We start from the raw sequence: 22350 nt of genomic DNA, 5'->3' as shown, positions 1-22350 counted from the left end.
GTCGCCCCTCCTATGCTGACCCGGCGCAAGGAGCGTCTCATCCGCGCAGGAGCTCTGCGATGGTGTTCGCTGCTCCCATCAGACAACGCTTGCGGGCGCTCGGCGCCAACAGACCTGACATCCAGGACGCCGTGTGGCGCAGTGGTTCCCAGATGGGAAGCGACCGGGCGGTGAACCTTGTTCGATTTTCGACATTTGACGCGCATGGCCATCGCTACATCACTTTCCGCATTGGTCGTCGAAGACGAAGCCGTCATTCGAATGCATGCCGGCGCCCTTCTCGCGGACGCAGGGCTCTCGCCGATCGAGGCCGCGACCGCCGACGAGGCGCGACGGGTGCTGGATGAGCTCGACGGAGATGTCGCCCTTGTCGTCGCGGACATTGACCTGCCAGGCGAGATGGACGGCCTGGCTCTCGCACTCTACGTGCGTGACCGATGGCCGGGCGTTGAGGTCGTGCTGGCCAGTTGTCGCCTTGGGCCTGCCTCGAGCCCGCCATTCAACGCCCTGAAGGCCTTTCCGAAGCCGTTCGATGAGACCGCGATGCGAGACCATTTCGTCGGAGTGCTCGCCCGCCGGCTGGCGCGCGATCCACCGGCGGATTCCCTGACGGCTTTCCCCTCATTCCAGCCGGGCGCCCCCGGGTCGCTGCCGTGATGTCGACCAGACCCGCTATGATGCCGCGACGCTCGGCCTTCTTCAGCTCTGCGATGTGACCATTTCGACCGACCGGGATGGGGGGCCGGTATCTCCCGATGCCCAAGTCCGGACCCCTTCGGCTGCTGTCGCCGACCAACCGCCTGGACTGCTCGCCAGCGCTGAACCCATCGCCTGCCCAGCCGGACCACAAGCGTCTCCGCGCCAAAGGCGAAGGCCGCCGCCTGAATCTCAACCTGCGGTAACGCGCCGGGGAAGATGGTTCGAGCCGGGTAAAGCAGCCGCCCAAGGCTAAGTCCGCCGCGGGTGAACCAGACGCACAATCCAATGCCGGAGCCCACGCCGCTGTGCCCGGAACCGGACATTTCCGTGCTTTTACCGCACCTTATATAATTCTGGTCAGTGTAGGACATCAGAATGAGGGTCTCAGATGCGTTTCACCTACCGCCATAGACCCCGCACCGCGGCGCGCGAAGATGCCCCGGTTCTGCTGCAGCGTCTCGTGTCCGCCGGCCACCTGCGGTATTGGATCATCACGTGCTGGGCCCTGGCCCTTGCCACCGAAGTCTCCCTGTCTCACGTCGCCATCTGGTATGGGGTCACCATGGCCCTCGGCCTCGTCCGAGGCCTGATCGAGAACAAGGCGCGTCAGGCTTCGGTCCAGGGGATGTCGAGCCGCCACGTTGTCTGGGCAGCGTCGGTATCCTGCATCGCATGGGCCGCCGCGCCCCTCCTCGCCTTCCTGGAAGGCGGTCCCTACGGCGCCATGTTGGCGATCGCACTGCTCGGTGCGGGCTATACTCTGGTCTTCACCCAGATGCGGGCCGCGCCCCGCGAGGCGCTGATCGTCTCCCTGCCCTACACCGCCGTCCTCGGCGTCATGGTCTTCGGCCTCTGGGGAACGACCGGTTTCAACACGCTCATCGCGGTCATTCCGGTGCTGGGGGCCGCGCTCCTTATCAAGGTCGCCATCACCCAGATCAGGGACGGTGAGATCGCGGCGGCCGCGCAGCGGCAGGCGGATCTCATCGTGGAGCTCAGTGCGGCGCGAGACAAGGCCGATGCAGCCAGCCAGGCCAAGTCGAATTTCCTGGGGGTGATGTCCCACGAACTGCGGACGCCCATGAACGGCGTTCTGGGCGCCGCCCAGCTGTTGGCCGTCGGCGATCTGGCTCCCCAGCAGCGCGAATTCGTCTCCATCATTCAACAGTCGGGAGCCTCGCTCCTGACGCTCCTCAACGATATCCTCGACATCACCAAGATCGAGGCGGGCAAGATGGAAACGATGATCGCCGAGATCGCCTTCGACGATCTCTGCCGCAAGGTCGTCGGCCCCTTCCAGGCCCATGCCGAGGCCAAGGGTCTGTCTTTCACCGTCGAGATCGATCCAGCCGCGCCGGCTGTGATTCGTACCGACGCCCTGCGCCTGACCCAGATCGTGCAGAACTTCCTGAGCAATGCGATCAAGTTCACCGGCGAAGGTTCGATCAGGCTCGGCGTGGCCCTCCAAAGTCCGGCGGCGGGCGACAGCGCGCTGCTTTGTTTCTCGGTTCAGGATCAGGGCGTGGGCATCTCGCCGGACGATCTTGCGAGGCTCTTCCAGCCCTTCGCCCAAGTCGACGATTCCTCCACCCGCCGGTTCTCCGGCACCGGACTGGGGCTCAGCATCTCAAAACGCCTGGCGGAGGTAATGGGCGGAGAGGTGCGAGTGGAATCCTCGCCCGGAAAGGGTTCGACCTTCTCCGTCACGGTCAAGGTGGCGGTGGAAGCTTGGCGTGAGACGGTCGATGATCTCGACCCGGCTGAGGACACGACCCCGTCCGCTCAGCCCTACCATGGACTGCGAATCCTCGTCGCCGAGGATCACCCGGTTAATCGCCTGGTGCTGGAGGCCTACCTGAAGCCCGCAGGCCATGTTGTCACCTGCGCGACGGATGGACGCGAAGCCCTGGACGCCGCGCAGGTGGAGGCCTTCGACCTGATCATCATGGACGTCAACATGCCCGTCATGGACGGTCTCGCATCGACGCTGGCGATCCGGCGGTCGGACGGCCCCAATCGCGAGACGCCGATCGTCGTCCTGTCGGCCTCCGCCACCCGCGAGGATCACCTCAAGGGCTTCGCGGCCGGGGCGGACGCCTATCTCAACAAACCGATCGACTTCAGCGCCGTCGCTCACGTCCTGCAGGTAGCTCCGCGCGGCCGGGCCAGCGTCGCCACGATGGGCGCCTCGACACCCGGCGTCGAGGCCCGGGACGCCGCCTGATGCCTTTCAAACTGCAGCGGGTCGTCTACACCAGTCGAGGCGCCCCGGCCTCCCTTTCCCTTCTCGGAGTCGCCGAGATTCTCGGCGAGGCCAAGCGCAACAACGATCAACGCGACATCACCGGCGCCCTCGCGGTCGGCGAGACCCATTTCTTTCAGGTTCTCGAAGGCCCTGGGTACGCGCTCGACATGCTCATGCGGCGCCTTGAGCAGGACGTCAGGCATTCGGACATCCGTATCCTGGTCCGCGAGGGCGTCGCCGAACGCGCGCATGCGGGGTGGTCCATGCGTGGCCCGCTGTCCTCGACGCTGATCTCCCGGCTGGTCGCAGACGTCGTCAGCGGGCGGCGATCCGCTGAAGCCGCTGCGGCTGCGCTGGGTGAGGGAACCTCACCGTCTACGGCAGCGACGCCTCGCCTCTCCTGATGTTTGGTCATTCCCGGAGGCTGACGAGCTCAGGGCCCTGGCGGCGTTCCGACCAGGAGAATACGAGCCGCGGTGCGTGTTCCGGTCGCCGGCCTGGAGACGAAGGAGGCGCCGATGGCTCTCGCTTTCGCGTCACTCAGTACGGCCTTCCATGCCGTGTTATCCCGCGGCAGCCTGAGCGTCTCCTCTTTCCAAATGACGTCGCTTGTCATCGCTCATACCTTGTCCGCCGACATGTTTTGACCACGGCAGGCGGGCGACATCGCACGGGGCTGACGAAACCCTCCGCTTCTGACTTTCGCGGCCAAACAGAGTGGCCCGGCGAGCCGAAGGTCGCCGGGCCGCCGATCTGGAAGGATCGGGCCGCCTCCCCCGAGGACAGCCGGGGCGGACAGGGCCGCCCCTCTTCAAAGACGACGCCGACGTCCGGCCACCTCATCCCCCGGCAATGGGACGCGTCCCGCCGTTGGGACGGGGACGATCAGCCCGCCTTGAAGACGCGGTCCAGCGCGCCGACCGAAGGCTCTGAACACGACATCAGACCTGACCGGGAGCTCAGGCCGATACCCCGACCGCATGGTCGGAGCGTGGAGACACGCGTCTGCAAGCAGAGTCCCTCGGTCGCGCGGAACCGCCGGCTTCGTCGTCGCGTTTGAGCGGCTGGTCGTCAGGTCACATCAATAGACCTGATCTCGCGTCGAGCCTCCCGCGCGGCTCCGCGAAGAAGCCCGCCGTCTCCCGGAGGCGGCGGGCTTCATCACTCCCAGTCTCTAAGCATAGATTCATAGCCAATGGCGCGGGACCTCACGGGTGTATACGCCCTGAGTAGAGCGGATCCGCGAAACATTGAGCGACGCCGCCCCTGTTTTACGATCCCGCGCCATCATCCGAAAACCGTCTGCGCCCGTCCGACCCCATTGCGTTCCCGAAGCACAGGCCCGATGACGCCCCGCCCCGCCCGGAACGATATCTTCGCCGGATCATTCACAGCGCGGAACGGCCCAGGGCTCGGAAAAGACGATGATCAAACGCCTTCAGGAAGATCCGCCGCTGCTGATCGTCGGGCTCGCCACGCTTGCGGGTCTTAGCCTCACGCTTTCGGCGCTCGTAATCGCGTTCGTCTTCTGAAAGACGCCGGAGCGGGGTGAGTTCACCGCTCGACCGTGACGTCATCTCCATCAGTAGGCTCGCCCCGGGGACGTGCGGATGCTGATACTGTTCTACCTGGTCGTGGCCGCAGCTGCCGGGCTTCTCGCCTGGCTCTCGCTGCGGGATCCCCTGATGCGGCGAGGCCTCATCAGAAGGCCGAGACGAAAACGCCGCGGTGATTACGACTGAAGCGTCTCTCGCCCGGTGTGCGTTGCGCCGGCTCGAGGGCTGTCGCCTCTGACCAGGTTGGCGGCCTATGCAGCGATGCCCCGCAGGATCTTTCGTCTCGAGGCCCCGCCCCCGCGGCTGACGCGCCGGTCCCCCGCGGGCCAGAACTCAGCCGCCAGGGCGGCGCTCCAAGCCCGTCAGTAGACGGAATTGCTTCGCGGCCTGAACTGGCTGCTCTCCTTCGGGTTAGGCCATTATCAACAGCTCGAGGCCGTGATGATCTCTCTGGACCGTGTCGGCATTGCAGCCATGCCGTCGTTCACCAACGGCTTCCCCTTGGCGGGAATCGCCATGCTCGATCCCGTCGGTCACAGCCCCGGCAACCTGCACGATAAACAGTCCCGTGAGACGCTGGTCACGCGCCTGGCGACACTGCTCAGAATCCCGCGGCTCGGATCCGTCACCGACCCGGATGATGTGGGACCGGACGTTCTCCTGGTTCCTAGAGACACCCTCATCGCAGAGACGATGGCCTCGAAGACCCGGTTGTCGATCGGGACCTTGCTCGGCGGCCTGACGCCCTATCGCTTCGCCGCGACCAAGGCGATCACTCATGGATTGATCGGCAAGGATGCAGCGCATCCTGAAGGGTGGTGCGCCTCCATGGCCGAACGGCTCGGCGACGCCGCATTGGAAGGCTACACGGCCTTCACACCGGAGGACGCCGTTGAAGGGGGCCGCCGGCTCCTGCGCAACGGTCCCGCGCGGGTCAAGGAGGTTTGTGCTCGAGCAAGCCTCGGCCAGACCGTCGTGGAGACCGAACGGCAGCTCATTTCTGTGATCCAGGAGCAGGATCCGCGGCAGCTGGCGACGTTCGGCATCGTGATCGAGGAGAACCTCTTCGATGTCGAGACCTACAGCGTGGGCTCCCTCTCCGTGGCCGGACTGGAGATCAGCTATGTGGGCGACCAGCAGGAAACAATCGATCACAAGGGCCGCAACGTGTACGGCGGATCGAGCCTGCGATCGGTCCGCGGAGGGCTCGACCGGCTGACCCACCTCGGTCTGGACACAGAGGCCACCGAAGCTATTCGCTGCGCCGCCGTCTTCGACGACGCAGCCCGGCGCGCCTACCCATCCATGGTGTTGACGCGCCGAAACTACGACGTCATCGCGGGCCGCGACGCGCGTGGCCTGCGACGGGTCGGCGTCCTCGAGCAATCCTGGCGGATCGGCGGAGCTACCGGCGCGGAGATCGCCGCGCTAGAGGCGTTCGCCGACGCTCCGGAGCTGACTTCGGTACACACTGTCACCGTGGAGCGGTACGAGGTTTCCGAGACGCCGGAGGGGGCCGTTCTCTATTTCAAGGGCGTCGATCCCGTGGTCGGCCCGATGACCAAATATGCGATGAGGATTGCGTGAAGGCCGCCATTCAAATCGACGAAGGCCGGGTGAACCTCACCGTTGAAGGACAGACCCTCACCGGCACATTGCTTCAGCCGGAAGCGCCGGTGCCCGGCCTCCTCTTCGTTCATGGCTGGGGCGGCAATCAGGAGGAAGATCTCGGTCACGCGGAGGAACTCGCCCGCCTGGGCTGCATCTGCTTCACCTTTGATCTCAGAGGCCACGCGGGCAGTGACGCCCGGCGCGACGAGGTGACCCGCCAGGACGGGTTGGACGACGTCAGGACCGCCTATGATTATTTGGCGTCCCAGCCGCTGATCGATCCGTCCGCCATCGGCCTTATCGGCACGAGCTATGGAGGATACCTCTCCGCCCTCCTCACCGCGGAGAGATCGATCCGCTGGCTTGCGCTGCGCGTCCCTGCCCTTTACCCAGACGAGCATTGGGATGTTCCCAAGGCTCGGCTGGACAAGGACGACGTGCGAGCCTACCGCCAGACGCTCCGGTCGCCCGACGAGGATCGGGCGCTCGCCGCCTGCGCGGCCTTCGAAGGCGACGTCCTGATTGTCGAGTCCGGGGAGGATGACCGCATTCCGACGGAGGTCATCCTTTCTTACCAGGCGGCCTTCAAGCGCGCGAACTCCTTTACCCACCGCATCATCCCCGGTGCGTCCCACGCGATGCGCGATCCTGACCATCAGAAGGTTTACACGACGATTCTGATCAACTGGGTCGAGGAGATGGTGCGGGCCAGCCGTCGCGCATTTCGCTAGGATCGGACGCCGACCGCCTGATCGCATCGTCGGCTTGCGTCAGGGCGGTTATGATGGGGAAACGGCGTCCCGACCGGCTTGATCTTGGCCGCCGTCGCAGGCGGCCGGGCCGCGCTGCGCTGAAACTCGGCGTCTTGTCGCGCGATCCGGGCCGGAGCCGACGAACGCTCCAGGGTGACTGGCGGCAGTCCCGTTCAGGACGTGAACGGCAGACGCGCGGCGGCTACGGGAGGCTCTCCGGTCACAATAAGGAGGGGTGGATGTGACCCGGACTGTGAACACCGAAGCTTTGCGCAAGGCAGAGGCTCACAACATCGCATCCGGGGGCCAGGCGCGATCAGGCCTCATGTCATCAGCTGGCTTTCAGCCCCATCCCATTTGCCGGCGAGCCCCGGGACCTCCTCAAGCTGGCGCACGGCGTCGAACCCTCCCCGCTCCTCGCGGTAGCGGACGATCTCAAATCCGTGGCCTTGCAGTTGCGGGACACCATCCAGCTCGGCGGCGGTTGCGTGGTTCAAGTTGATCATACGGTCGCTCTCACGTGGTGTCCGCAACTCGGCGGTGCGGCCCAAAACTCCAGCGTGGTTCGCAGGCCCCGGTTCCGTGACCAGGCTGCGGACCGCACCGCCGCAGGCGCCTGCCCCAACGCTCCTGCAGCTCCACGATGCAGAGGCCTGATCTCTCGAGGTGCGGAACCGGCCATCGGCTCACGCACTGCTCCAACGGCTGAAGGAGCGCCCCTTTGAATAGGAATGCGAAGCGCCTGGTTCTCGATCTGCTCTCCCAACGACGGGCGGATGCGACGGTCTGCCCGAGCGAAGTCGCTCGCGCCGTCGCGGCTCAGGAAGCGACTCCGTCGGCATGGCGACAGGCCATGCCGGCCGTGCACCATGCCGTCGATGACCTGATGGCGGCCGGTGAGATCGGACTGAGCTGGAAAGGCGGAGCCCTGCCCGTGCGCAGGGGTCCTTATCGCATCGGTCGTTCAGGTGGAGTTGCTCCACCACCGCAAGTCAGCCGGGATGACCTTTGATCTCCGGCCGCAACCCGGTCGACGCCCTACGCAACGCCTGCGTCGGCTCCGCGGTCTACAGCGCCGAAGTCGGCCTGTCGCCTTCCCCTAACCGCGAGTGAAACATAGCCCCTTGAGCGCGCCAGAGCCGATCTCCTGAGCGGTGGGGGCGAGCCGGACGCCGGCGGCTTGGCGGCACAATGCACCACGCGCCCCCCGATCTGCCGGAAGGTCTGAGAGCGCCGCCGTAGGTGCAGCGTGCGGCGCTTACAGCCTTACCAACGGCTGCAGCCACCGTCCCAACCAACCGTCCAGATGGATCTGTCCATCAAGTGCGGCGACACACAGACAGGGCTCGGCGGAAACGACCCGCGGCTGGTGCGTCACGCTCTCGTCCGCCTCCTCGATATCGCCCGCCTCAAAGCGGGCGGTTTCTGTGGCGTAGGCGCCGGAGAGAACGCAGGTGAGCTCCACGCCGCCGTGGGTATGACGAGGCGTTCGCTGTCCGCTGTCGATCTTGAGCAGGATCACCCGGCAGTCCCCGTCCCGCAGTGCGCCGACATCGCGGACCCGTACGCCGGGGCCGAGCCAACGCCAGGGCCCCAGCGGGTAGATGCGAAGGCAGTCCGGCAGTTCAGGCATCTCGTTGAGAGTCGGAGCTGATACCGCAGGCGGCCGGGTCTCGATCCTGGCCAAGGCGTGATCTAGGGCATCTGACGACATCGCTGCGGGAGGCTGGGCGTCCAGGACCTGTCCGCCCAGGATCTGCAGATCCCGGACGAAGGCGGCCTCCTGCGGCTGAAACGAGAGCCAGGCATTAACGACGACCGCCTCCGGCGGGCTCAGGGCGCCGGCCGCGAAGGCCAGCAGGCGCTCTTCTGACAATCCTGTCTTGCCGCTCACTTCCTCACTCCATCACGCGACCCCAGGAGCTTTCTCAAGCGGATCATCCCCTTGCGGATCTTCGACTTCACCGTACCGAGCGGCATTCCGAGCTGGCGGGCGACCTCGGCATAGGGATGGTCCGAAAAATAGGCGAGTGTGAGAACCTCGCGTTGATCTTCTGGCAGACGCTCCATCGCGCGGCGGACGCGATCAGCGTCCTGTTCCGCGTCCAGGCGGGCATCGGGCAAGGCAGGGGCCTCGCCCGCCAGCTCGACCTCCGGCGCCGGCATGGGCAGCCTTTCGCGTCTCAACGCGTCGAGGCGGCGGTTGCGGGCGATCACATAGACCCAGGTCGCCGCGCTGGCCTTGCCGGCATCGAATAACGCCGCCTTGCGCCAAACGGTCAGCAGCGCGTCCTGCGCGAAGTCCTCGGCCGCCCCCGGCGTTGCTCCCGCCCGCATGAGATAGGATTTGAGGCGGGGCGCATAGAAGGCGAAAAGGTTCGCGAAGGCCTCCCGGTCCCCATGGGCCGCGATTGCCTGGATCCACCGGGCGTGCTCATCACCTTGTGACATCGCTCGCGACGTCACCCCGACTTCAGGCCGTAGAATTTCGATCTGTCCATACATCGGCCTGCATACGCGATTCAGCGCGCTTCGGATGCGCCTAGGTGAATCGTCCCGAACTAGGCCAGTCGTCACCCCATGATGGCCGGGAGGCGCCGCGACATCGCGCCGCTGTTGAGGATGCGGCCGGGGACGGTAGGTCACCCGTTCCATTGCCAAGAGGACCCTCCCCATGCGTGTGCCTCCCCTGCTCGCCGCCGGCCTCGTTGTCGCAACCGCAGCCTGCCAGACAGCCCCTGCTCCGCTGAGCGGCTATCTGACCGGCTACGAGGGTCTGGCGACCAAGCCGGGAACATTGCGGGTGTCTGTGCGCGAGCGCCGGGACGACGCTCGCGCCGCGACGGTGGAGACCCTGTACATTCAGCCCGCAGCCCTCCATCCCGGAGCCGCCGAGGGGTTGCCGCCGGCGGATGTGGCCCTGGTTCTCGGCGAGGTGGATCGCCAGGCCTGCTATGAGCTCAGCGAGCGTTTCACCCTCACCGAAACCCGCGGACCCGATGTCGGGGTCGTGCGTCTTGCGATTACGCGCCTGCGCGGTAGCGAACCGGCGGCCTCCGGCGTCGCCGCGGTGGCCAACACCTTCATCCCCGGCCCGATCGGCGTGCGCGCCGGGCGCCACAGGCGCCCTGGCGGCGGAGGCGGAGCTCGTCGGCGCCGACGGGGTGCAGATCGCCGCCCTCGCCTTCGCGCGACAGGCCAATGTTGTCGGAACCGACACCCCTTCCCTGTCGCGGGTCGGCGACGCGCTCCAGTTCGCGGAGGTGCTGGGCGACCAGGTCGGTGACAGCTTCGCCGCGCCCCTCCGAAAGGTGCGGGCCATTCCCACGCCTGATCCCTGCGAACGCTTCGGCCCGAGAGCTCAGCCTGCGGGCTTCCTCGCGCGACTGGTGACCGGCCTCTATGTGCCTCAGGCCCAGGGCGTCAGACCGCAACAACCGAGGGAGCAGGATTCGACGGTCGCGAGGCAAGATCTCGGGACGTCCGCCGAACCCTGAAAAGCCGCGCACCGGACTGACGAACCTTCGGAACGCGCGCCCTGTCCTGTCGTTGTCGCCTCCATGAAAAAAACATTTCCCCTCCTGCTTGTGACCGGCGCGACCCTGGCGCTCGGCGCCTGTGCGACCCTCCAGCGCGGCCCTGTGGGCAACATCAGCGTGCCGCAGCCCGCCCGGCCCGTCGATCTGCAGCGCTATTCCGGCCTCTGGTACGAGATCGGTCGCTACGAGAACGGCTTCGAACGGGGCTGTGAGGGCGTGACGGCGGAATACACACTGCGGGACGATGGGCTGGTGGGGGTCAGCAACCTGTGCCGCGAGGGTCCCAGCGGGCCGGAGCGGCGCTCGGAGGGACGCGCCAAAATCACGCCGGGCAGCGGCAACGCCAAGCTCAAGGTTTCCTTCTGGGGCCCTCTGTTCCTCGGCGACTACTGGGTTCTTGACCGGGCCGAGGACTATTCCTGGGCGATCGTGGGCGAACCTACAGGTCGCTACCTGTGGCTTCTCAGTCGGACGCCTCGTCCCTCAGAGGCGGTCTCCACGACGATCATGACCCGTGTCCGCAACCTGGGTTACGACACCAACATGATCAGAGCGACCCGTCACGACAGGTCTGAGTAAGGTCGCTCCGGACGTCTTCCGTCCCTTGGAGGGACGCGATGGGGCGTCGGTTCGGGCTCGATCAGACTATGGGGCTGCCACGCCCGCAGCGGGCGGCCCGGCCCGCCTTGACGCAGACCAGACCGCCTTCACTGCCGTCGAGGGACTGGAGCAGTGCGCCCGGCCTCGCGTGGGGGACGCGGGATAGCCGAACAAAGGCTTCAGCCTTCACGCTCCTCGTCGCACGCGACCCATGGTTTTACAATCCGCAAGACCGCGACCTGCGTGCTCTTGAGCTCCGGGAACGGCTGTCCGCGTCAGGCGGGCGGCCTCCTCCGGCCAAGATTGACGGATCCTCTCGCCCCAGTTCTTTTGGTCAGGCGGCGCAGATGAGAAACGAGGCTGGAGGGCTTATCGATCGGCGTGCTCTGCGCGACGGTACAGCCGTCAACGGGATCAACAGGCCGTGGCCGCGGGCGGACTAGCAGGCCCGTCCCGCGCCGAAGAGGAAGTCGTAGCTGCCGTCGGGGCCTCGCCGCGCCCGCTGCAGCGCGACGCCTGCTCGCGCGTTGAGGCTCAGCCTATGCCCTACCCGACCCTTCTTCCGCCTGTCATCTACCACCCGGCCTACGGTGCGCCCATGCCGCCCGGTCATCGCTTCCCCATGCACAAATACGCCAGGCTGGCGCAGATGCTGGGAGAAGAGAATCTGATCGGCCCGGAAGGGCTGTACGTCCCCGAGCCTGCCAGCTTCGAGATGCTGTCTGCAGTGCATGACCGCGCCTATGTCAGACAGGTTCTGGACGCGGCGGTTCCGGCGAGTCTGGAGAGGGTCATCGGCATGCCCGTGACGCCCGGTGTCGCCCGCCGCGCCCAGGCGGCCGTCGGCGGCACCCTCATGACGGCGCGTCTCGCCTTACGACACGGGCTGGCGTGTAACACGGCGGGCGGCAGTCACCACGCGCGGCAGGAGGGTGGAGCGGGATACTGCGTCTTCAACGACGTGGGCGTCGTCGGCCATGCCCTGCTGGAGGCCGGCGAGATCAGGCAGGCGCTTGTCGTCGATCTGGACGTGCATCAGGGCGACGGAACGGCCTTTCTGTTCGAGAACGAGCCGCGTGTCTTCACGTTCTCCATGCATGGCGCGAAGAACTATCCCACCCGACGCGGCCCGAGCGATCTGGACATCGATCTTCCGGACGGAACCGGCGACGAGGCCTATCTGGCTCAACTTCGCGCCGTCCTTCCCGCGCTTCTCGAGGGCGTGACTCCGGACCTGGTGTTCTACAATGCCGGTGTCGATCCACATGTCAGCGACCGTCTCGGCCGTTTGGCCCTCAGCGACGAGGGGCTCGCCGCGCGGGACGCCTATGTTCTGGAGACCTGTCTGCCCGTGGCGCCCGTCGCGGGACTTATCGGCGGGGGTTATGATGACGACATCGACCGGTTGGCCGATCGTCACGCCATTCTCCATCGCGCAGCTGCCGACGCTTGGCGCCGAGGTCTCGCCCAGGCCGGGATCTGACCATCCTGGAGCGTTGATCCCAACTTCCGCCCTCGACGTCGGCGCCTCCGCCCGGTTTCAGGGTTTGCGTGAGTCCATCTCCCACGACACGAAACCAGGGCCACGCTCACCTCCGTCTTCGATGCGCTTCCGCGAGCGCAAAAAAGTCCTCACCCACGCCGCGCCCCGGAGCGCCGCTCCTCATGCGCGCAGGCATGCCGGAGCCTCACCCGTGGAACACAGCGTCACTTTCAGGCTCACCGACTTCGAACTCGACGATTGTTCTGTCAATTCACCCGACCTTTTCGAAGGGCCTGCAGTCAGGCCCTTCGCGCAAGGCGCAATCCGGGGTGAAGGCCGCATCAGGACTGGGCATGGCCGAAGTCCGAGCGTTGGCGCCCGGGTCCGGTTCTCGCCCCGTTGCGCAGCGCGGCCTGAACCCGGTCAATGAGTTCCTTCGGCTTGTACGGCTTGCCGAGGACATCCATGGCTTCCGCCTGAGGGCCCTCAAGCGCCATCTGATCGTTATACCCCGTGGTCATGAGGATCGGGGTCGCGGGACTGAGACGGTGAATCTCTTGCGCCAGCGCCACGCCGTTGACCGGACCGGGCATGACCACATCGGAGAAGACAAGATCGAAGGCGCCGGCCTCCTGGGACGCCTTGAAAATTTCCAGCGCCTTGTCGGCGTTGTGAGCGACAACCGTGCGGTAGCCGATTTCTTCCAGGATATCCTTGGCCATCGCCGCGATCTCCGGCTCGTCCTCGACGATCAGTATGCGTGGCGGAGCTGTAAGATCGACAGGTCGGGGATTGAAATCCGACCGCGTCGACGGCGTATCATCCCGATCGGCGATGGCCGGCAGAAGAATGCGGATCGTCGCGCCCTCGCCCTCCTCGCTTTCGATTTCGAGCCGTCCGCCCGACTGCGACGCGAACCCGTGGGCCATGGCAAGCCCCAGGCCGGTTCCTTGCCCGGGAGGCTTGGTCGTGAAGAACGGCTCGGCGGCGCGGGTCTTCACATGAGGCGGCATGCCGGGACCGTTATCACTCACCTCGATCGAGAGGTAATCCCCGTCGGCCAGGCGGGGCGCAACGCTGTCGCCCTCCAGGCGCGCCAACTTCACCGACAGGGTGATTTCGCCTTCACCGCCCATCGCGTCGCGCGCATTGATGATCAGGTTCAGCAGGGCGGTCTCGAGCAGGATGGGATCGACCTTCACCGGCGGCAGACGACGCTGAAGATGGAACTGCAAGGTGCAACCGGCTCCAATCGTGCTGTCCAGCAGTTCGGCAACGGAGTTGACGAGCAGCGAGACGTCCGTGGCGCGCGGCTCGAGCCGGCTGCGGCGGGCGAAGGCCAGAAGTTGCTTGGTCAGCGCCGCCCCACGCGAGGTCGCCGTCCGCGCCGCGCCCAGAAACCGGTCCATGGCGACGGGATCGCCGCGCCGGCTGTCAATGCGCTCCAGGCTGCCGTCGATGATCTGCAGGATATTGTTGAAGTCGTGAGCGAGACCGGCCGTCAGCTGGCCGATGGCTTCCATCTTCTGCGACTGAAGCGTCTGTTGCAGCGCTTCACGCCGGGCGGTCACATCGAGCTGGCTTGCAAAGAAGTAGAGGAGCTCGTCATCCTGCCCATAGACAGGCCCAACAAAGACGGCGTTCCAGAAGGCCGATCCATCGCGACGGTAGTTGAGAATCTCAAGCGCGATGGCCTCACGCGCCGCGACCGCGCGCCGAAGCTCTGACACGGCGGCCGGATCCGTCTCTGCGCCCTGGAGGAAGCGGCAGTTTCGGCCGGCGATCTCCTCGGCCTCGTAGCCGGTCAGGTCCAGGAAGGCGTTATTGGCGAAGACGATGGGATTGTCCTCGAGTCTCGGATTGGTGAGGATCATCGGCATCCGGGTCATTTCGAGGGCTGCGAAGAAGACGCCGCCGCGCTCATCCAGGCCGTCATGGGAGATGACGCTCTGTTTCCAGTGCCGCATGCCCGTCCGCCCCATCAGGGTCTCGTTCGGTGTCTCCAGACCGCCGGCGGCCGGAACGCCGGTGGCGCTTTCGGTATCCTCTGTCATAGGCCGTGAATCCCCTGATGCGCCGCGCGGGTCAACCCTGAGCGTTAGCGACGCTTGGCAGGAAGAAAGCCTTTCCCATCCGACGGTTCCGGAGTGCGCCTCGGCCAATCCTCGGACGGCAGCAATGCTTCGCAAGGGCGCCGGATGCAGGGCTCTGCCAGTGTCGTAACGACACCCAGCATCAAGGGCTCCGCCAGCGGGCGCCGACATGCCAGTCGTGTCCTTGGGGTTGGAACCCTGTGTCGAGACGCGGCTTTATCGGACAGAGCCGAAGGCTCTGAGTAGCGTACCGATCGATTTGACGATCAGAAGCCCGTCGCCTCGTCGGAGGCGGCGGGCTTTGCGTATCCAAGGCCGCAGCCGCAAAGACCGCGCCGGCATGCCCGTCGTGACATCTGGGAGGCGGCCGCGATGGCGGCCCTGCCGCCCTTGCGCCGTTGCCCCCTCGGACTCGACGCCTCGCGTCGATGCTGCTCGGGAGCCGCACCCGACCGTCCTTCGCCGGACGCGAACACAGGGCGACGAATACCTGCGGATCTGACGCCTGCGCGAACGGAGCCGCGATGGGTTGCGGGCAAGCGCGTCCACGCCAGTTCGCCGAGGGGCCGACCGCCCCCGTCGGCGCATCCATGTCCAGACGCTCTCAGCCGGCGAGTTGGAGCGCTTCCCCATGCGAAGGAACCTTCGCACTCATGCGGTCTTCCCTGCCCTGTATGGGAGCCCGCACATGAACCTTCGTCTGGAACGCGTCATCTACGTCAGTGAGGCAACTCAGACGGATCCGACAATCGCGATCCTGGCCGATATTCTCGCGGTCTCCGATCGGAACAATCGTCGAGACGGTGTGACGGGAGCCCTCGTGGTGACCGCCACCCGCTTCCTTCAGATCCTCGAGGGCGCGCGGCAGGACCTGGACCGAACGCTGGATCGACTGCGCGACGACAGCCGGCACCATGATATCGCGATCCTGTGCCGTGGCCCCATTCACCACCGCCGGTTCGCAAACTGGACGATGGCCGCCGCCGGTATCTCGATCTCGCGGGCCCCCGAGATGGATGAGATTGTTGAACTGGCGTCGTCGGACCCTGAGACGGCGACCTTGAGGGTGCTCGCGCTTGTGGAGGCGCAGGTCCGGGCCCAGACCTGATCGAGCCGTCGAGAGCGGAAGGTCTTTCTCACCACCGCCGTTGCCCCTAGCCTCGCTGAATGGGCTTTGAAAACCTTTTCCTCGGGTGGCGAACGGCGGCGCTGGGTCTGTTGATCATAGAGATTGTCGTCCTCGCCGGGATGATCATGGTTGCGGACCCCGACAGGGCGCCGCCTCGTCTTCTGGCGGGCGCGCTTTTGGTGATCAGCGGGCTTCTCACCCCCTACGCCTTCGGGTTCGCCGGAGCTTATGATGTCTGGAGAGACCTGACTTTCGCGCCCTTCGCCATCCCGTTGGCGCTCGGCCCGCTGCTGTACGCCTACGCCTCTGCGCTCGAAACAGGCAGGACGCCCCGACATCTAGTTTGGCACGCCGCGCCCGCGGGTCTCCAGCTGGCCTATTTCATCGTCTGCTTCCTGCTGCCGACGGATCTCAAATGGGCCTGGTACACCGGAGGGCATAACGCCTTCGTCGCCCCCCTGTTCAGCAGCCTGACCCTGATCAGCCTGGGCGGATACGCCTGGGCGATCGGACGCGTTCTCGCCCGGTACCGCTCACGCCTGGCCGACAACCGCAGCGACGACGACCGCTTCTCGGCGAGATGGCTCACGCGCGTTCGGTTCACAATTCTGATCGCTCTCGTGGTCGAAGTCGGCTTCTGGCTGTGGGCGTTCCTGACCGGCGGCATCGACTATTTCCAGGAAACCGGCCTCTATCTCGTGCTCGGGGCGATCGGCCTCTATCTGGGCGTCGCCGGATGGCGCCAGACCGGACTGCCGGCTTTCGCCGAGGACACGGCTCTTCTTCCAGTACGGCCGCCAGCTGCGGATCCGACCGAGGCCGGACAGGGCCGCCCGGACTGGGCGACTATCGCCGCCGACTTCGCCGCACGCACGCGCGCGGAAGCCTGGTGGCGCGAACCGGGGCTGACCCTCCCGGGTCTGGCGCGACGCCTCGCCACCAATACCGGCAAGCTGTCGCGCGCCATCAACCTCGGTCTCGGAATGAACTTTTCCACCTTCATCAACAGCCTCAGGGCGGAGGGTGTGGCCGAGGCGCTTGCCGCCCGCTCTGAAGCCGACATTCTCGATCTCGCTTTCGAGATGGGCTTCGCCTCCAAGGCCAGCTTCAACCGGGCCTTTCACGCCCGTTACGGCATGACGCCTTCGAAATACCGGCGAAACGTCTCAGATCGTGACTCAATCGCGGCGGCTACGGATCTGAGGCGCGCCGGGACATAGGTTCGGTCACGGTCGCGCGATGACCTCTGCAGGAGCTTCCATGTCTTCGTTGAACCGACGCCGCCTTCTCCAACTTTCGGCCGGCCTCGGCCTTGTCTCCGCAACGCCGGCCTGGGCCCGTGTTTTCGACGACGACTGGAGCGGCGATGTCGCCATTCTGCGCCAGACGTGGGAGGCCATGCATCCCGGACTGTATCGCTACAACACCCCTGCAGACATCACCGGGCGACTGAACGGTCTGGCCGCGGCCTGGAAGGCTCCGACGTCCTTTCGCGACCGCTTTCTCGCCCTGACCCGCGTCACCGCCTCGATCCGGTGCGGCCACACCTATCCCAGCCCGTATAACGGCTCTGACGCCATGGTGGCGGCGCTCTACCCCGGCGCGTCCCTTGTTCCCTTCCGGTTCCGCTGGATCGACGGATGCATGGTCGTCACCGATGATCACAGTGCGGGACAGACGTTTTCTCGAGGGTCGGTGGTCACGGCCATCGACGCCGCCCCGACCGCCGAGCTCCTCGCCCAGCTTATCCCCCTCGCCCGCGCGGACGGTCACAACGATCCCAAGCGGATCAATCTGATGGAGGTTCGTGGCGAAGACCGGTTCGAAACCTTCGACATCCACCTGCCTCTGATTATGCCGATCAAGGACACCGCGACCTTCACGCTCGCGGACGGGAGCAGCGTCCAGGCTCCCCTGCTCTCTCTTGAGGAGCGGCGTCGCCGTCTCCCGGCCTCCGCCGATCCCTCGGGCGGAGACAACCCCTGGACGCTGCTGAAGCGACCTGACGGCATCGCGATCCTGACCATGCCCAACTGGGCCCTGTACGAAACAACCTTCGCCTGGGAGGCCTGGCTGGGTCAGGCGATGGATGATCTATCGGGCGACGGGATCAGAGGACTGGTCATCGACCTGAGGGGCAATGAAGGCGGACTGGATTGCGGCAACGTCATTCTCAGTCGGCTGGTAGAGAAGGATTTGCCGTTGTCGCGTAACCAGCGCTGGACACGCTATCGCAGCGCGCCGGACGCTGTGCGTCCCTATCTCCACACCTGGGATCGCGGCTTCCTGGATTGGGGAGATCAGGCTCAACCCTCGGCGGAACGTCCCGGCTACTACCGTCTGACCCGCTATGATGACGGCGACGACAGCGTCCTCATCAGACCGTCCGGCAAGCGGTTTCGCGGCAAGGTCACTGTGCTCTGTGACGCCTCCAACAGTTCCGCCACGTTCGGCTTCGCCCAGGCCGTTCAGGAGAGCGGCGCAGCGACCCTCGTCGGCCAGCCGACCGGGGGCAACCGGCGCGGCATCAATGGCGGCGCCTTTTTCTTCCTGAGACTGCCGGCCTCCGGTCTTGAAGTCGATCTGCCTCTGATCGCAAGCTTCCCGTCGACGCCGCAGCCTGATGCCGCCATTCTGCCGGACATCGCCGTACCGACGACCGCTGAAGACATCCGTCTCGCGCGCGACCCCCAGATGATCGCCGCACTTCACCATCTTGCCGCCTGAACCTTGCGAGCCTCGATGGCCCGCCTCTTTCCACGGAGCTTCCCCGTGCTGATCGCGACTCTCCTCACCATGACCGCCTTGTCCGCAGCCGCTGCGCCACCCGAAGCTTTGCGCCCCCAGGCCCTGTCCGGCGACTGGACGGTCGACCTGTCGACCGACCCGACGGCCCCATACTTGAAGCCCATGCACCTGAGGCTCTCGCCGGACGGCGCGGTCACCGGCGACTTCTATGAGAGCCCGATCGAGGCCGGCCGTTGGAAGGCTCAAAACGGAAGGCTGTGTGTCTCGTTTCGAACGACGGACGGGGTCGGCCCTTATCACACGGCCGCCTGCCTCGCAGGCGATCACATCGAGGGGCAGACCTGGGCCGAACACCGCAGCTTTGTTTTCATCTGGACCGCGACGCCGCAGAGCCCGGCGCCTTGACGCGCCCACCGCCATCCACGCGCATTCAAACGCGATCGCTGTGCGCTCGCTGCAGCCAAGCCTGAAGCCGCTCGGACCATACCGCGACCCCCTCGTCGGTCCTCAGATGGTCCTGACGGATCTCCAGTTCGACATAGGGAAGCCCGGCGGAAAAGGCATGCCGGGGCACGGTGTAGTCGATACCGTCCATCCGGTAGGGTTCATTGTCACCGATGGTCAGACCAGGCGTGGCCTTCATTTGCTTCAGCATGCTGAGCGCGAATGCCGGATCGCCGGCGTCGTGCAAAACACCCGCGTCCCAGGGCCGGTCGAAACCGCCCATCCGCGGCGCGAAACTGTGCAGAGCCACCAGTATCGTCTCGCGCCCTTCATCCGACCGTCGACGCAGTTCTGCGGCGATGGCCTCCTGGTAGGGGTTGTGGATTTCATGGATGCGCGCCGCCCGCTCCTCAGGTGTGAGATCCGCATTGCCCGCGATCGTTGATCCGTCGCTGACCTCGGGAATGGCGTCGGGCCGTTCCGGATCGCGATTGCAGTCGATGACCAGCCGCGACCAGGTCTGGGCGATGAAGACGGCATCCAGCCTGCCGGCCATGGCTTCCCCAAGCGCCCGGACGCCGATGTCCCAGGCGATGTGCCGGACCCGATCCTCTTGCGATAGCCCCAGATCACCGAGGGCTTCCGGAATGGCGCGCCCGGCGTGGTCCCCGATGAGCAGGAACGGAGAAGCTCCGGTCGGGTTTACAAGCGACACCGTTCGCGGATCCCGCGGCCCCAGAAGTCCGCCGCCGCTCATTCCGCTCTCCGTCATGCCAATCCTCACCCTCTCCCACCTGACCGTCTACCGGTACAACCAGCCGGTCGCCTTCGGCGAGCACCGGCTCATGGTGCGGCCGCGAGAGAGCTATGACCAGCGGCTGATCGAGGCCACACTCGACATCGATCCGGCGCCCGTCGACCTGCGCTGGGTCCAGGACGTGTTCGGCAACGCCGTGGCCCTGGCCCGGTTCGACCGCCGCGCGATGGAACTGCGCTTCGACAGCCGGGTGCGCATGGAGCACGCCCCCGTCGAGCCCGAGCGCGTCGACATCGAGGACTACGCCCGCGACTATCCCTTCACCTATTCGTCGGAAGACATGCCGGACCTGCTGCGCTCGATCGAGCGCCAGCATCATGATCCGGACCGGGTGGTCGACCAATGGGCGCGGCGCTTCCTCGACACCGACACCCGTACTCCGACGCTCGGTCTGCTGACCGAGATGACCCGGACCATCAAACGCGAGTTCACCTATATCCCGCGCCCCGAGAAGGGGACCCAGTCGCCGCTGGAGACTCTCAGGACTCGCCAGGGCACCTGCCGGGACTATGCCGTGCTGATGATCGAGGCGGTGCGGTCGCTCGGCTTCGCGGCCCGGTTCGTCTCCGGCTATGTCTATTCCCCCACGCAGCACGAGGGCCGGGTCGGCGGCGGAAACACCCACGCGTGGGTCCGCATCTTCATTCCCGGCTCGGGCTGGGTGGAGTTCGATCCGACCAACGGCATCATCGGCAACCGCGGCCTGATCCGCGTCGCCATCGCCCGCGATCCCTACCAGGCCCTGCCCCTGTCCGGCGCCTGGACCGGTTTTCCCGGCAGCGCGACGGGCATGGACGTTACCGTACAGATCGACGTCGAGCCGGAACCATTGCCCCCGGTTCCGCTTTCTCACGCGCCCCCTGCCCCCTCCGCCCCTCAGGACGTCCGCTGACCATGCTTATCCGCGTCGGATACGACATCCGCTTCGAGACCGACCGTCCGACGCCGATGCTGGCCCTGTTGAGCCTGCACCCGTCACGCCACCACGACCTGCGCACTCCGCACCGGATCGTCGCCTCGCCCGACGTGCCGATGTTCGAATACGCCGACAGCTTCGGCAATGTCGTCAGCCGCTTCACCCTGCCGGCCGGCGGCCTGGACCTGTCCTGCGACTTCGTCGTCGAAGACTCCGGCCAGCCCGACCCCGTCATCGCCGATGCGATCCAGCACCCGGTCGAGGATCTGCCGGAGGATGTGCTCGTCTATCTCCTCGCCAGCCGCTACTGCGAAACCGACCGGATGCTGGACGCCGCCTGGGCCGCCTTCGGCCATACGGAGCCGGGCTGGGCGCGGGTCCAGGCCATCGTCGACTATACTCATGAGCGGATCGCCTTCGGCTACCATCACGCCCGGGCGACCAAGACGGCCTACGAGGCCCACGATGAACGCGCCGGCGTCTGCCGGGACTTCGCCCACCTGGCCATCACCCTGTGCCGTTGCATGAACATCCCCGCCCGCTACTGCACCGGCTATCTGGGCGACATCGGCATTCCGCCGATTGATGCGCCGATGGACTTCTCGGCCTGGTTCGAAGTGTATCTGGGCGGGGCCTGGCGCACCTTCGACGCCCGTCACAACAGGCCGCGTATCGGTCGGATCGTCATGGCCCGGGGTCGGGATGCGGTGGATGCGGCCCTGACCACCGCCTTCGGGCAGGCGACCCTGACCCGGTTCAAGGTGGTGACGGAAGAAATCCAGTCTCTACCCTGACGACCAACGGCCAATCGGCGCGGAGCGTGATCAGATCACGTCCTGGATGAGCCCCAGCGCCTTGGCCTCCTGGGCTTCCAGATACCAGTTCTCCGGCGCGCGTCTCAGGACCTCCTCCATCGTCACTTGCGATCCGGCGATGAGGTTTTCAAAGCCCTCGTTCTGGATCGCGATCGAGTGTTCGATCTCGTGCAGCGCCGCCTTCACCCCGGCGATGCAGGTGGTCAGCGGCCCGTTGATCTCCAGCGTCTTGCACAGTTTGCGCTCGTGTATCATCAGCCGCGTCCCGCGCGTCAGATAGCGATTGCCGCGCGCGAAGAAGCTCATGAAGGTCGCACCGGCCGAATAGATGGCCGCCTTGCCGAGGAAGACGAACCGGCGCTCGGCGGACAGTTCGCTGTGAAAGCGAACGTCCTCGCCCATCATCCGCGCCACCTCGGGGTCCCCGCCGAGAGTCGACAGCTCGATCACGACCAGACCCGTCGCCGGCGCTGCGGCAAACTGATCCCGAAAGCGGTGATACATGTCGTAGTCGACCGGACCGGCCAGCAAAATCCGCGGCGCGTCGAACGCCTTGGGGCTCAGGGTCTCGTTCCAGTCCATAGTCATCGCGTCACTCCGGGGACGGCGAAGCGTCTGTCGGATCGACGGGTTCCGTCTTGGCCTCAGGCTCGGTGCCGGATGGACCAGATTTACGGTCGGACAAGGGATCTTCCGGAGCCCTGAGATCAAGGCCGTGCGGGCGAAGATCGCCCACGACATAGACGCCTTCGGCGGCGAGGGCGCGCGCCAGGCGCGCCGTGTTCTCGGCGGCGAGGATCTGGCGTTTTCGATCTCGATCCATCGAGGAGCCCTTCTCCGCATCCCGTTTCAGGGAACGGCGGCATAGGCCGCTTCCCTCCCCGCCGCCAGCGCCTTCATGAT

22 protein-coding genes are annotated in these 22350 nt (G+C 66.0%); 15 read left to right on the top strand and 7 right to left on the bottom strand.

What is annotated here, in order from left to right; translation table 11 throughout:
* Nucleotides 1-204 precede the first annotated feature (204 nt).
* From AC07U0_RS14365 to AC07U0_RS14345, 5 genes are all read left to right on the top strand, one after another.
* Nucleotides 205-657 carry a response regulator gene (locus AC07U0_RS14365; RefSeq protein WP_494720688.1) on the top strand — a complete coding sequence of 151 codons (453 nt, stop codon included), beginning with the start codon at nt 205-207 and terminating at the stop codon, nt 655-657.
* A 430-nt stretch (nt 658-1087) separates the two neighbouring features.
* Nucleotides 1088-2923: an ATP-binding protein gene (locus AC07U0_RS14360; protein WP_494720687.1), complete on the top strand. Its 1836-nt coding sequence runs from the start codon at nt 1088-1090 to the stop codon at nt 2921-2923.
* On the top strand, nt 2923-3348 hold the full coding sequence (locus tag AC07U0_RS14355; protein WP_494720686.1) for a BLUF domain-containing protein: 426 nt from the start codon (nt 2923-2925) through the stop codon (nt 3346-3348). The genes AC07U0_RS14360 and AC07U0_RS14355 overlap by 1 nt, the downstream gene beginning before the upstream one ends.
* A gap of 1527 nt (nt 3349-4875) precedes the next feature.
* Nucleotides 4876-6087, top strand: a complete 1212-nt coding sequence (locus AC07U0_RS14350; RefSeq protein WP_494720685.1) for a DUF3182 family protein — start codon at nt 4876-4878, stop codon at nt 6085-6087.
* On the top strand, nt 6084-6842 hold the full coding sequence (locus tag AC07U0_RS14345) for an alpha/beta hydrolase family protein (RefSeq protein ID WP_494720684.1): 759 nt from the start codon (nt 6084-6086) through the stop codon (nt 6840-6842). The genes AC07U0_RS14350 and AC07U0_RS14345 overlap by 4 nt, the downstream gene beginning before the upstream one ends.
* A gap of 344 nt (nt 6843-7186) precedes the next feature.
* Here the strand turns inward: AC07U0_RS14345 and AC07U0_RS14340 are convergent, their stop codons facing one another.
* Complete coding sequence (locus AC07U0_RS14340; RefSeq protein ID WP_492947559.1) at nt 7187-7369, bottom strand: ComEA family DNA-binding protein; 183 nt, start codon at nt 7367-7369, stop codon at nt 7187-7189.
* Between the two features lie 215 nt (nt 7370-7584).
* Here AC07U0_RS14340 and AC07U0_RS14335 point away from each other — a divergent pair, with 215 nt between their 5' ends.
* The gene (locus AC07U0_RS14335) at nt 7585-7875 is read left to right on the top strand and encodes a DUF3253 domain-containing protein (protein ID WP_494720683.1); all 291 of its coding nucleotides are present in this window, start codon (nt 7585-7587) and stop codon (nt 7873-7875) included.
* Between the two features lie 246 nt (nt 7876-8121).
* On the opposite strand, the gene chrR is transcribed toward AC07U0_RS14335, so the two are convergent.
* Together chrR and AC07U0_RS14325 are read right to left on the bottom strand one after the other, a co-directional pair.
* On the bottom strand, nt 8122-8757 hold the full coding sequence (gene chrR / locus AC07U0_RS14330) for a cadmium/peroxide/UV radiation responsive anti-sigma factor ChrR (RefSeq protein WP_494720682.1): 636 nt from the start codon (nt 8755-8757) through the stop codon (nt 8122-8124).
* On the bottom strand, nt 8754-9368 hold the full coding sequence (locus tag AC07U0_RS14325; RefSeq protein ID WP_494720681.1) for a sigma-70 family RNA polymerase sigma factor: 615 nt from the start codon (nt 9366-9368) through the stop codon (nt 8754-8756). The genes chrR and AC07U0_RS14325 overlap by 4 nt, the downstream gene beginning before the upstream one ends.
* 169 nt (nt 9369-9537) lie before the next feature.
* On the opposite strand from AC07U0_RS14325, the gene AC07U0_RS14320 reads away from it, so the two are divergent.
* The 3 genes from AC07U0_RS14320 to AC07U0_RS14310 all read left to right on the top strand — a co-directional run bounded on the left by AC07U0_RS14320 (nt 9538) and on the right by AC07U0_RS14310 (nt 12485).
* On the top strand, nt 9538-10149 hold the full coding sequence (locus tag AC07U0_RS14320; protein ID WP_494720680.1) for a DUF3313 family protein: 612 nt from the start codon (nt 9538-9540) through the stop codon (nt 10147-10149).
* A 274-nt stretch (nt 10150-10423) separates the two neighbouring features.
* Nucleotides 10424-10981 (top strand): lipocalin family protein, encoded by a 558-nt coding sequence (locus AC07U0_RS14315; RefSeq protein WP_494720679.1) that lies wholly within the window; start codon nt 10424-10426, stop codon nt 10979-10981.
* A gap of 562 nt (nt 10982-11543) precedes the next feature.
* A complete protein-coding gene (locus tag AC07U0_RS14310; RefSeq protein WP_494720790.1) occupies nt 11544-12485 on the top strand; it encodes a histone deacetylase family protein in 942 nt (313 codons plus the stop codon).
* Between the two features lie 341 nt (nt 12486-12826).
* Here the strand turns inward: AC07U0_RS14310 and AC07U0_RS14305 are convergent, their stop codons facing one another.
* On the bottom strand, nt 12827-14749 hold the full coding sequence (locus tag AC07U0_RS14305; protein ID WP_494720678.1) for a response regulator: 1923 nt from the start codon (nt 14747-14749) through the stop codon (nt 12827-12829).
* Nucleotides 14750-15266: 517 nt separating this feature from the next.
* Here AC07U0_RS14305 and AC07U0_RS14300 point away from each other — a divergent pair.
* The 4 genes from AC07U0_RS14300 to AC07U0_RS14285 all read left to right on the top strand — a co-directional run bounded on the left by AC07U0_RS14300 (nt 15267) and on the right by AC07U0_RS14285 (nt 18860).
* Nucleotides 15267-15686, top strand: a complete 420-nt coding sequence (locus AC07U0_RS14300; RefSeq protein ID WP_494720677.1) for a BLUF domain-containing protein — start codon at nt 15267-15269, stop codon at nt 15684-15686.
* Between the two features lie 200 nt (nt 15687-15886).
* The gene (locus tag AC07U0_RS14295; RefSeq protein WP_494720676.1) at nt 15887-16927 is read left to right on the top strand and encodes an AraC family transcriptional regulator; all 1041 of its coding nucleotides are present in this window, start codon (nt 15887-15889) and stop codon (nt 16925-16927) included.
* 40 nt (nt 16928-16967) lie between these two features.
* Complete coding sequence (locus AC07U0_RS14290; protein ID WP_494720675.1) at nt 16968-18434, top strand: S41 family peptidase; 1467 nt, start codon at nt 16968-16970, stop codon at nt 18432-18434.
* 45 nt (nt 18435-18479) lie between these two features.
* On the top strand, nt 18480-18860 hold the full coding sequence (locus AC07U0_RS14285) for a hypothetical protein (protein ID WP_492947547.1): 381 nt from the start codon (nt 18480-18482) through the stop codon (nt 18858-18860).
* Nucleotides 18861-18885: 25 nt separating this feature from the next.
* Here the strand turns inward: AC07U0_RS14285 and AC07U0_RS14280 are convergent, their stop codons facing one another.
* On the bottom strand, nt 18886-19656 hold the full coding sequence (locus tag AC07U0_RS14280) for an N-formylglutamate amidohydrolase (RefSeq protein WP_494720674.1): 771 nt from the start codon (nt 19654-19656) through the stop codon (nt 18886-18888).
* Between the two features lie 13 nt (nt 19657-19669).
* On the opposite strand from AC07U0_RS14280, the gene AC07U0_RS14275 reads away from it, so the two are divergent.
* Both AC07U0_RS14275 and AC07U0_RS14270 read left to right on the top strand, forming a co-directional pair.
* The gene (locus AC07U0_RS14275; protein ID WP_494720673.1) at nt 19670-20608 is read left to right on the top strand and encodes a transglutaminase family protein; all 939 of its coding nucleotides are present in this window, start codon (nt 19670-19672) and stop codon (nt 20606-20608) included.
* A 2-nt stretch (nt 20609-20610) separates the two neighbouring features.
* Nucleotides 20611-21426, top strand: a complete 816-nt coding sequence (locus tag AC07U0_RS14270; RefSeq protein WP_494720672.1) for a transglutaminase-like domain-containing protein — start codon at nt 20611-20613, stop codon at nt 21424-21426.
* A 30-nt stretch (nt 21427-21456) separates the two neighbouring features.
* Here AC07U0_RS14270 and AC07U0_RS14265 read toward each other — a convergent pair whose 3' ends face one another.
* Together AC07U0_RS14265 and AC07U0_RS14260 are read right to left on the bottom strand one after the other, a co-directional pair.
* A complete protein-coding gene (locus AC07U0_RS14265; RefSeq protein ID WP_494720671.1) occupies nt 21457-22035 on the bottom strand; it encodes an ATP-dependent Clp protease proteolytic subunit in 579 nt (192 codons plus the stop codon).
* A 4-nt stretch (nt 22036-22039) separates the two neighbouring features.
* Nucleotides 22040-22270, bottom strand: coding sequence for a hypothetical protein (locus AC07U0_RS14260; RefSeq protein ID WP_494720670.1), 231 nt, complete (start codon nt 22268-22270; stop codon nt 22040-22042).
* Between the last annotated feature and the right edge of the window lie 80 nt (nt 22271-22350).

The organism is Brevundimonas sp. GW821-FHT02A10, from assembly GCF_059422025.1.
The sequence above is the reverse complement of the archived record's forward strand: the minus strand, read 5'-3'. Positions and strand labels throughout refer to the sequence as shown.

What these genes read in the sequence shown, in the direction of transcription:
- AC07U0_RS14365 (WP_494720688.1), top strand. Translation starts at nt 205, where the DNA reads ATGGCCATCGCTACATCACTTTCCGCATTGGTCGTCGAAGACGAAGCC.
- AC07U0_RS14360 (WP_494720687.1), top strand. Translation starts at nt 1,088, where the DNA reads ATGCGTTTCACCTACCGCCATAGACCCCGCACCGCGGCGCGCGAAGAT.
- AC07U0_RS14355 (WP_494720686.1), top strand. Translation starts at nt 2,923, where the DNA reads ATGCCTTTCAAACTGCAGCGGGTCGTCTACACCAGTCGAGGCGCCCCG.
- AC07U0_RS14340 (WP_492947559.1), bottom strand. Translation starts at nt 7,369, where the DNA reads ATGATCAACTTGAACCACGCAACCGCCGCCGAGCTGGATGGTGTCCCG.
- AC07U0_RS14325 (WP_494720681.1), bottom strand. Translation starts at nt 9,368, where the DNA reads ATGTATGGACAGATCGAAATTCTACGGCCTGAAGTCGGGGTGACGTCG.
- AC07U0_RS14320 (WP_494720680.1), top strand. Translation starts at nt 9,538, where the DNA reads ATGCGTGTGCCTCCCCTGCTCGCCGCCGGCCTCGTTGTCGCAACCGCA.
- AC07U0_RS14315 (WP_494720679.1), top strand. Translation starts at nt 10,424, where the DNA reads ATGAAAAAAACATTTCCCCTCCTGCTTGTGACCGGCGCGACCCTGGCG.
- AC07U0_RS14310 (WP_494720790.1), top strand. Translation starts at nt 11,544, where the DNA reads ATGCCCTACCCGACCCTTCTTCCGCCTGTCATCTACCACCCGGCCTAC.
- AC07U0_RS14305 (WP_494720678.1), bottom strand. Translation starts at nt 14,749, where the DNA reads ATGTCGGCGCCCGCTGGCGGAGCCCTTGATGCTGGGTGTCGTTACGAC.
- AC07U0_RS14300 (WP_494720677.1), top strand. Translation starts at nt 15,267, where the DNA reads ATGAACCTTCGTCTGGAACGCGTCATCTACGTCAGTGAGGCAACTCAG.
- AC07U0_RS14290 (WP_494720675.1), top strand. Translation starts at nt 16,968, where the DNA reads ATGTCTTCGTTGAACCGACGCCGCCTTCTCCAACTTTCGGCCGGCCTC.
- AC07U0_RS14280 (WP_494720674.1), bottom strand. Translation starts at nt 19,656, where the DNA reads ATGAGCGGCGGCGGACTTCTGGGGCCGCGGGATCCGCGAACGGTGTCG.
- AC07U0_RS14275 (WP_494720673.1), top strand. Translation starts at nt 19,670, where the DNA reads ATGCCAATCCTCACCCTCTCCCACCTGACCGTCTACCGGTACAACCAG.
- AC07U0_RS14270 (WP_494720672.1), top strand. Translation starts at nt 20,611, where the DNA reads ATGCTTATCCGCGTCGGATACGACATCCGCTTCGAGACCGACCGTCCG.
- AC07U0_RS14265 (WP_494720671.1), bottom strand. Translation starts at nt 22,035, where the DNA reads ATGACTATGGACTGGAACGAGACCCTGAGCCCCAAGGCGTTCGACGCG.
- AC07U0_RS14260 (WP_494720670.1), bottom strand. Translation starts at nt 22,270, where the DNA reads ATGGATCGAGATCGAAAACGCCAGATCCTCGCCGCCGAGAACACGGCG.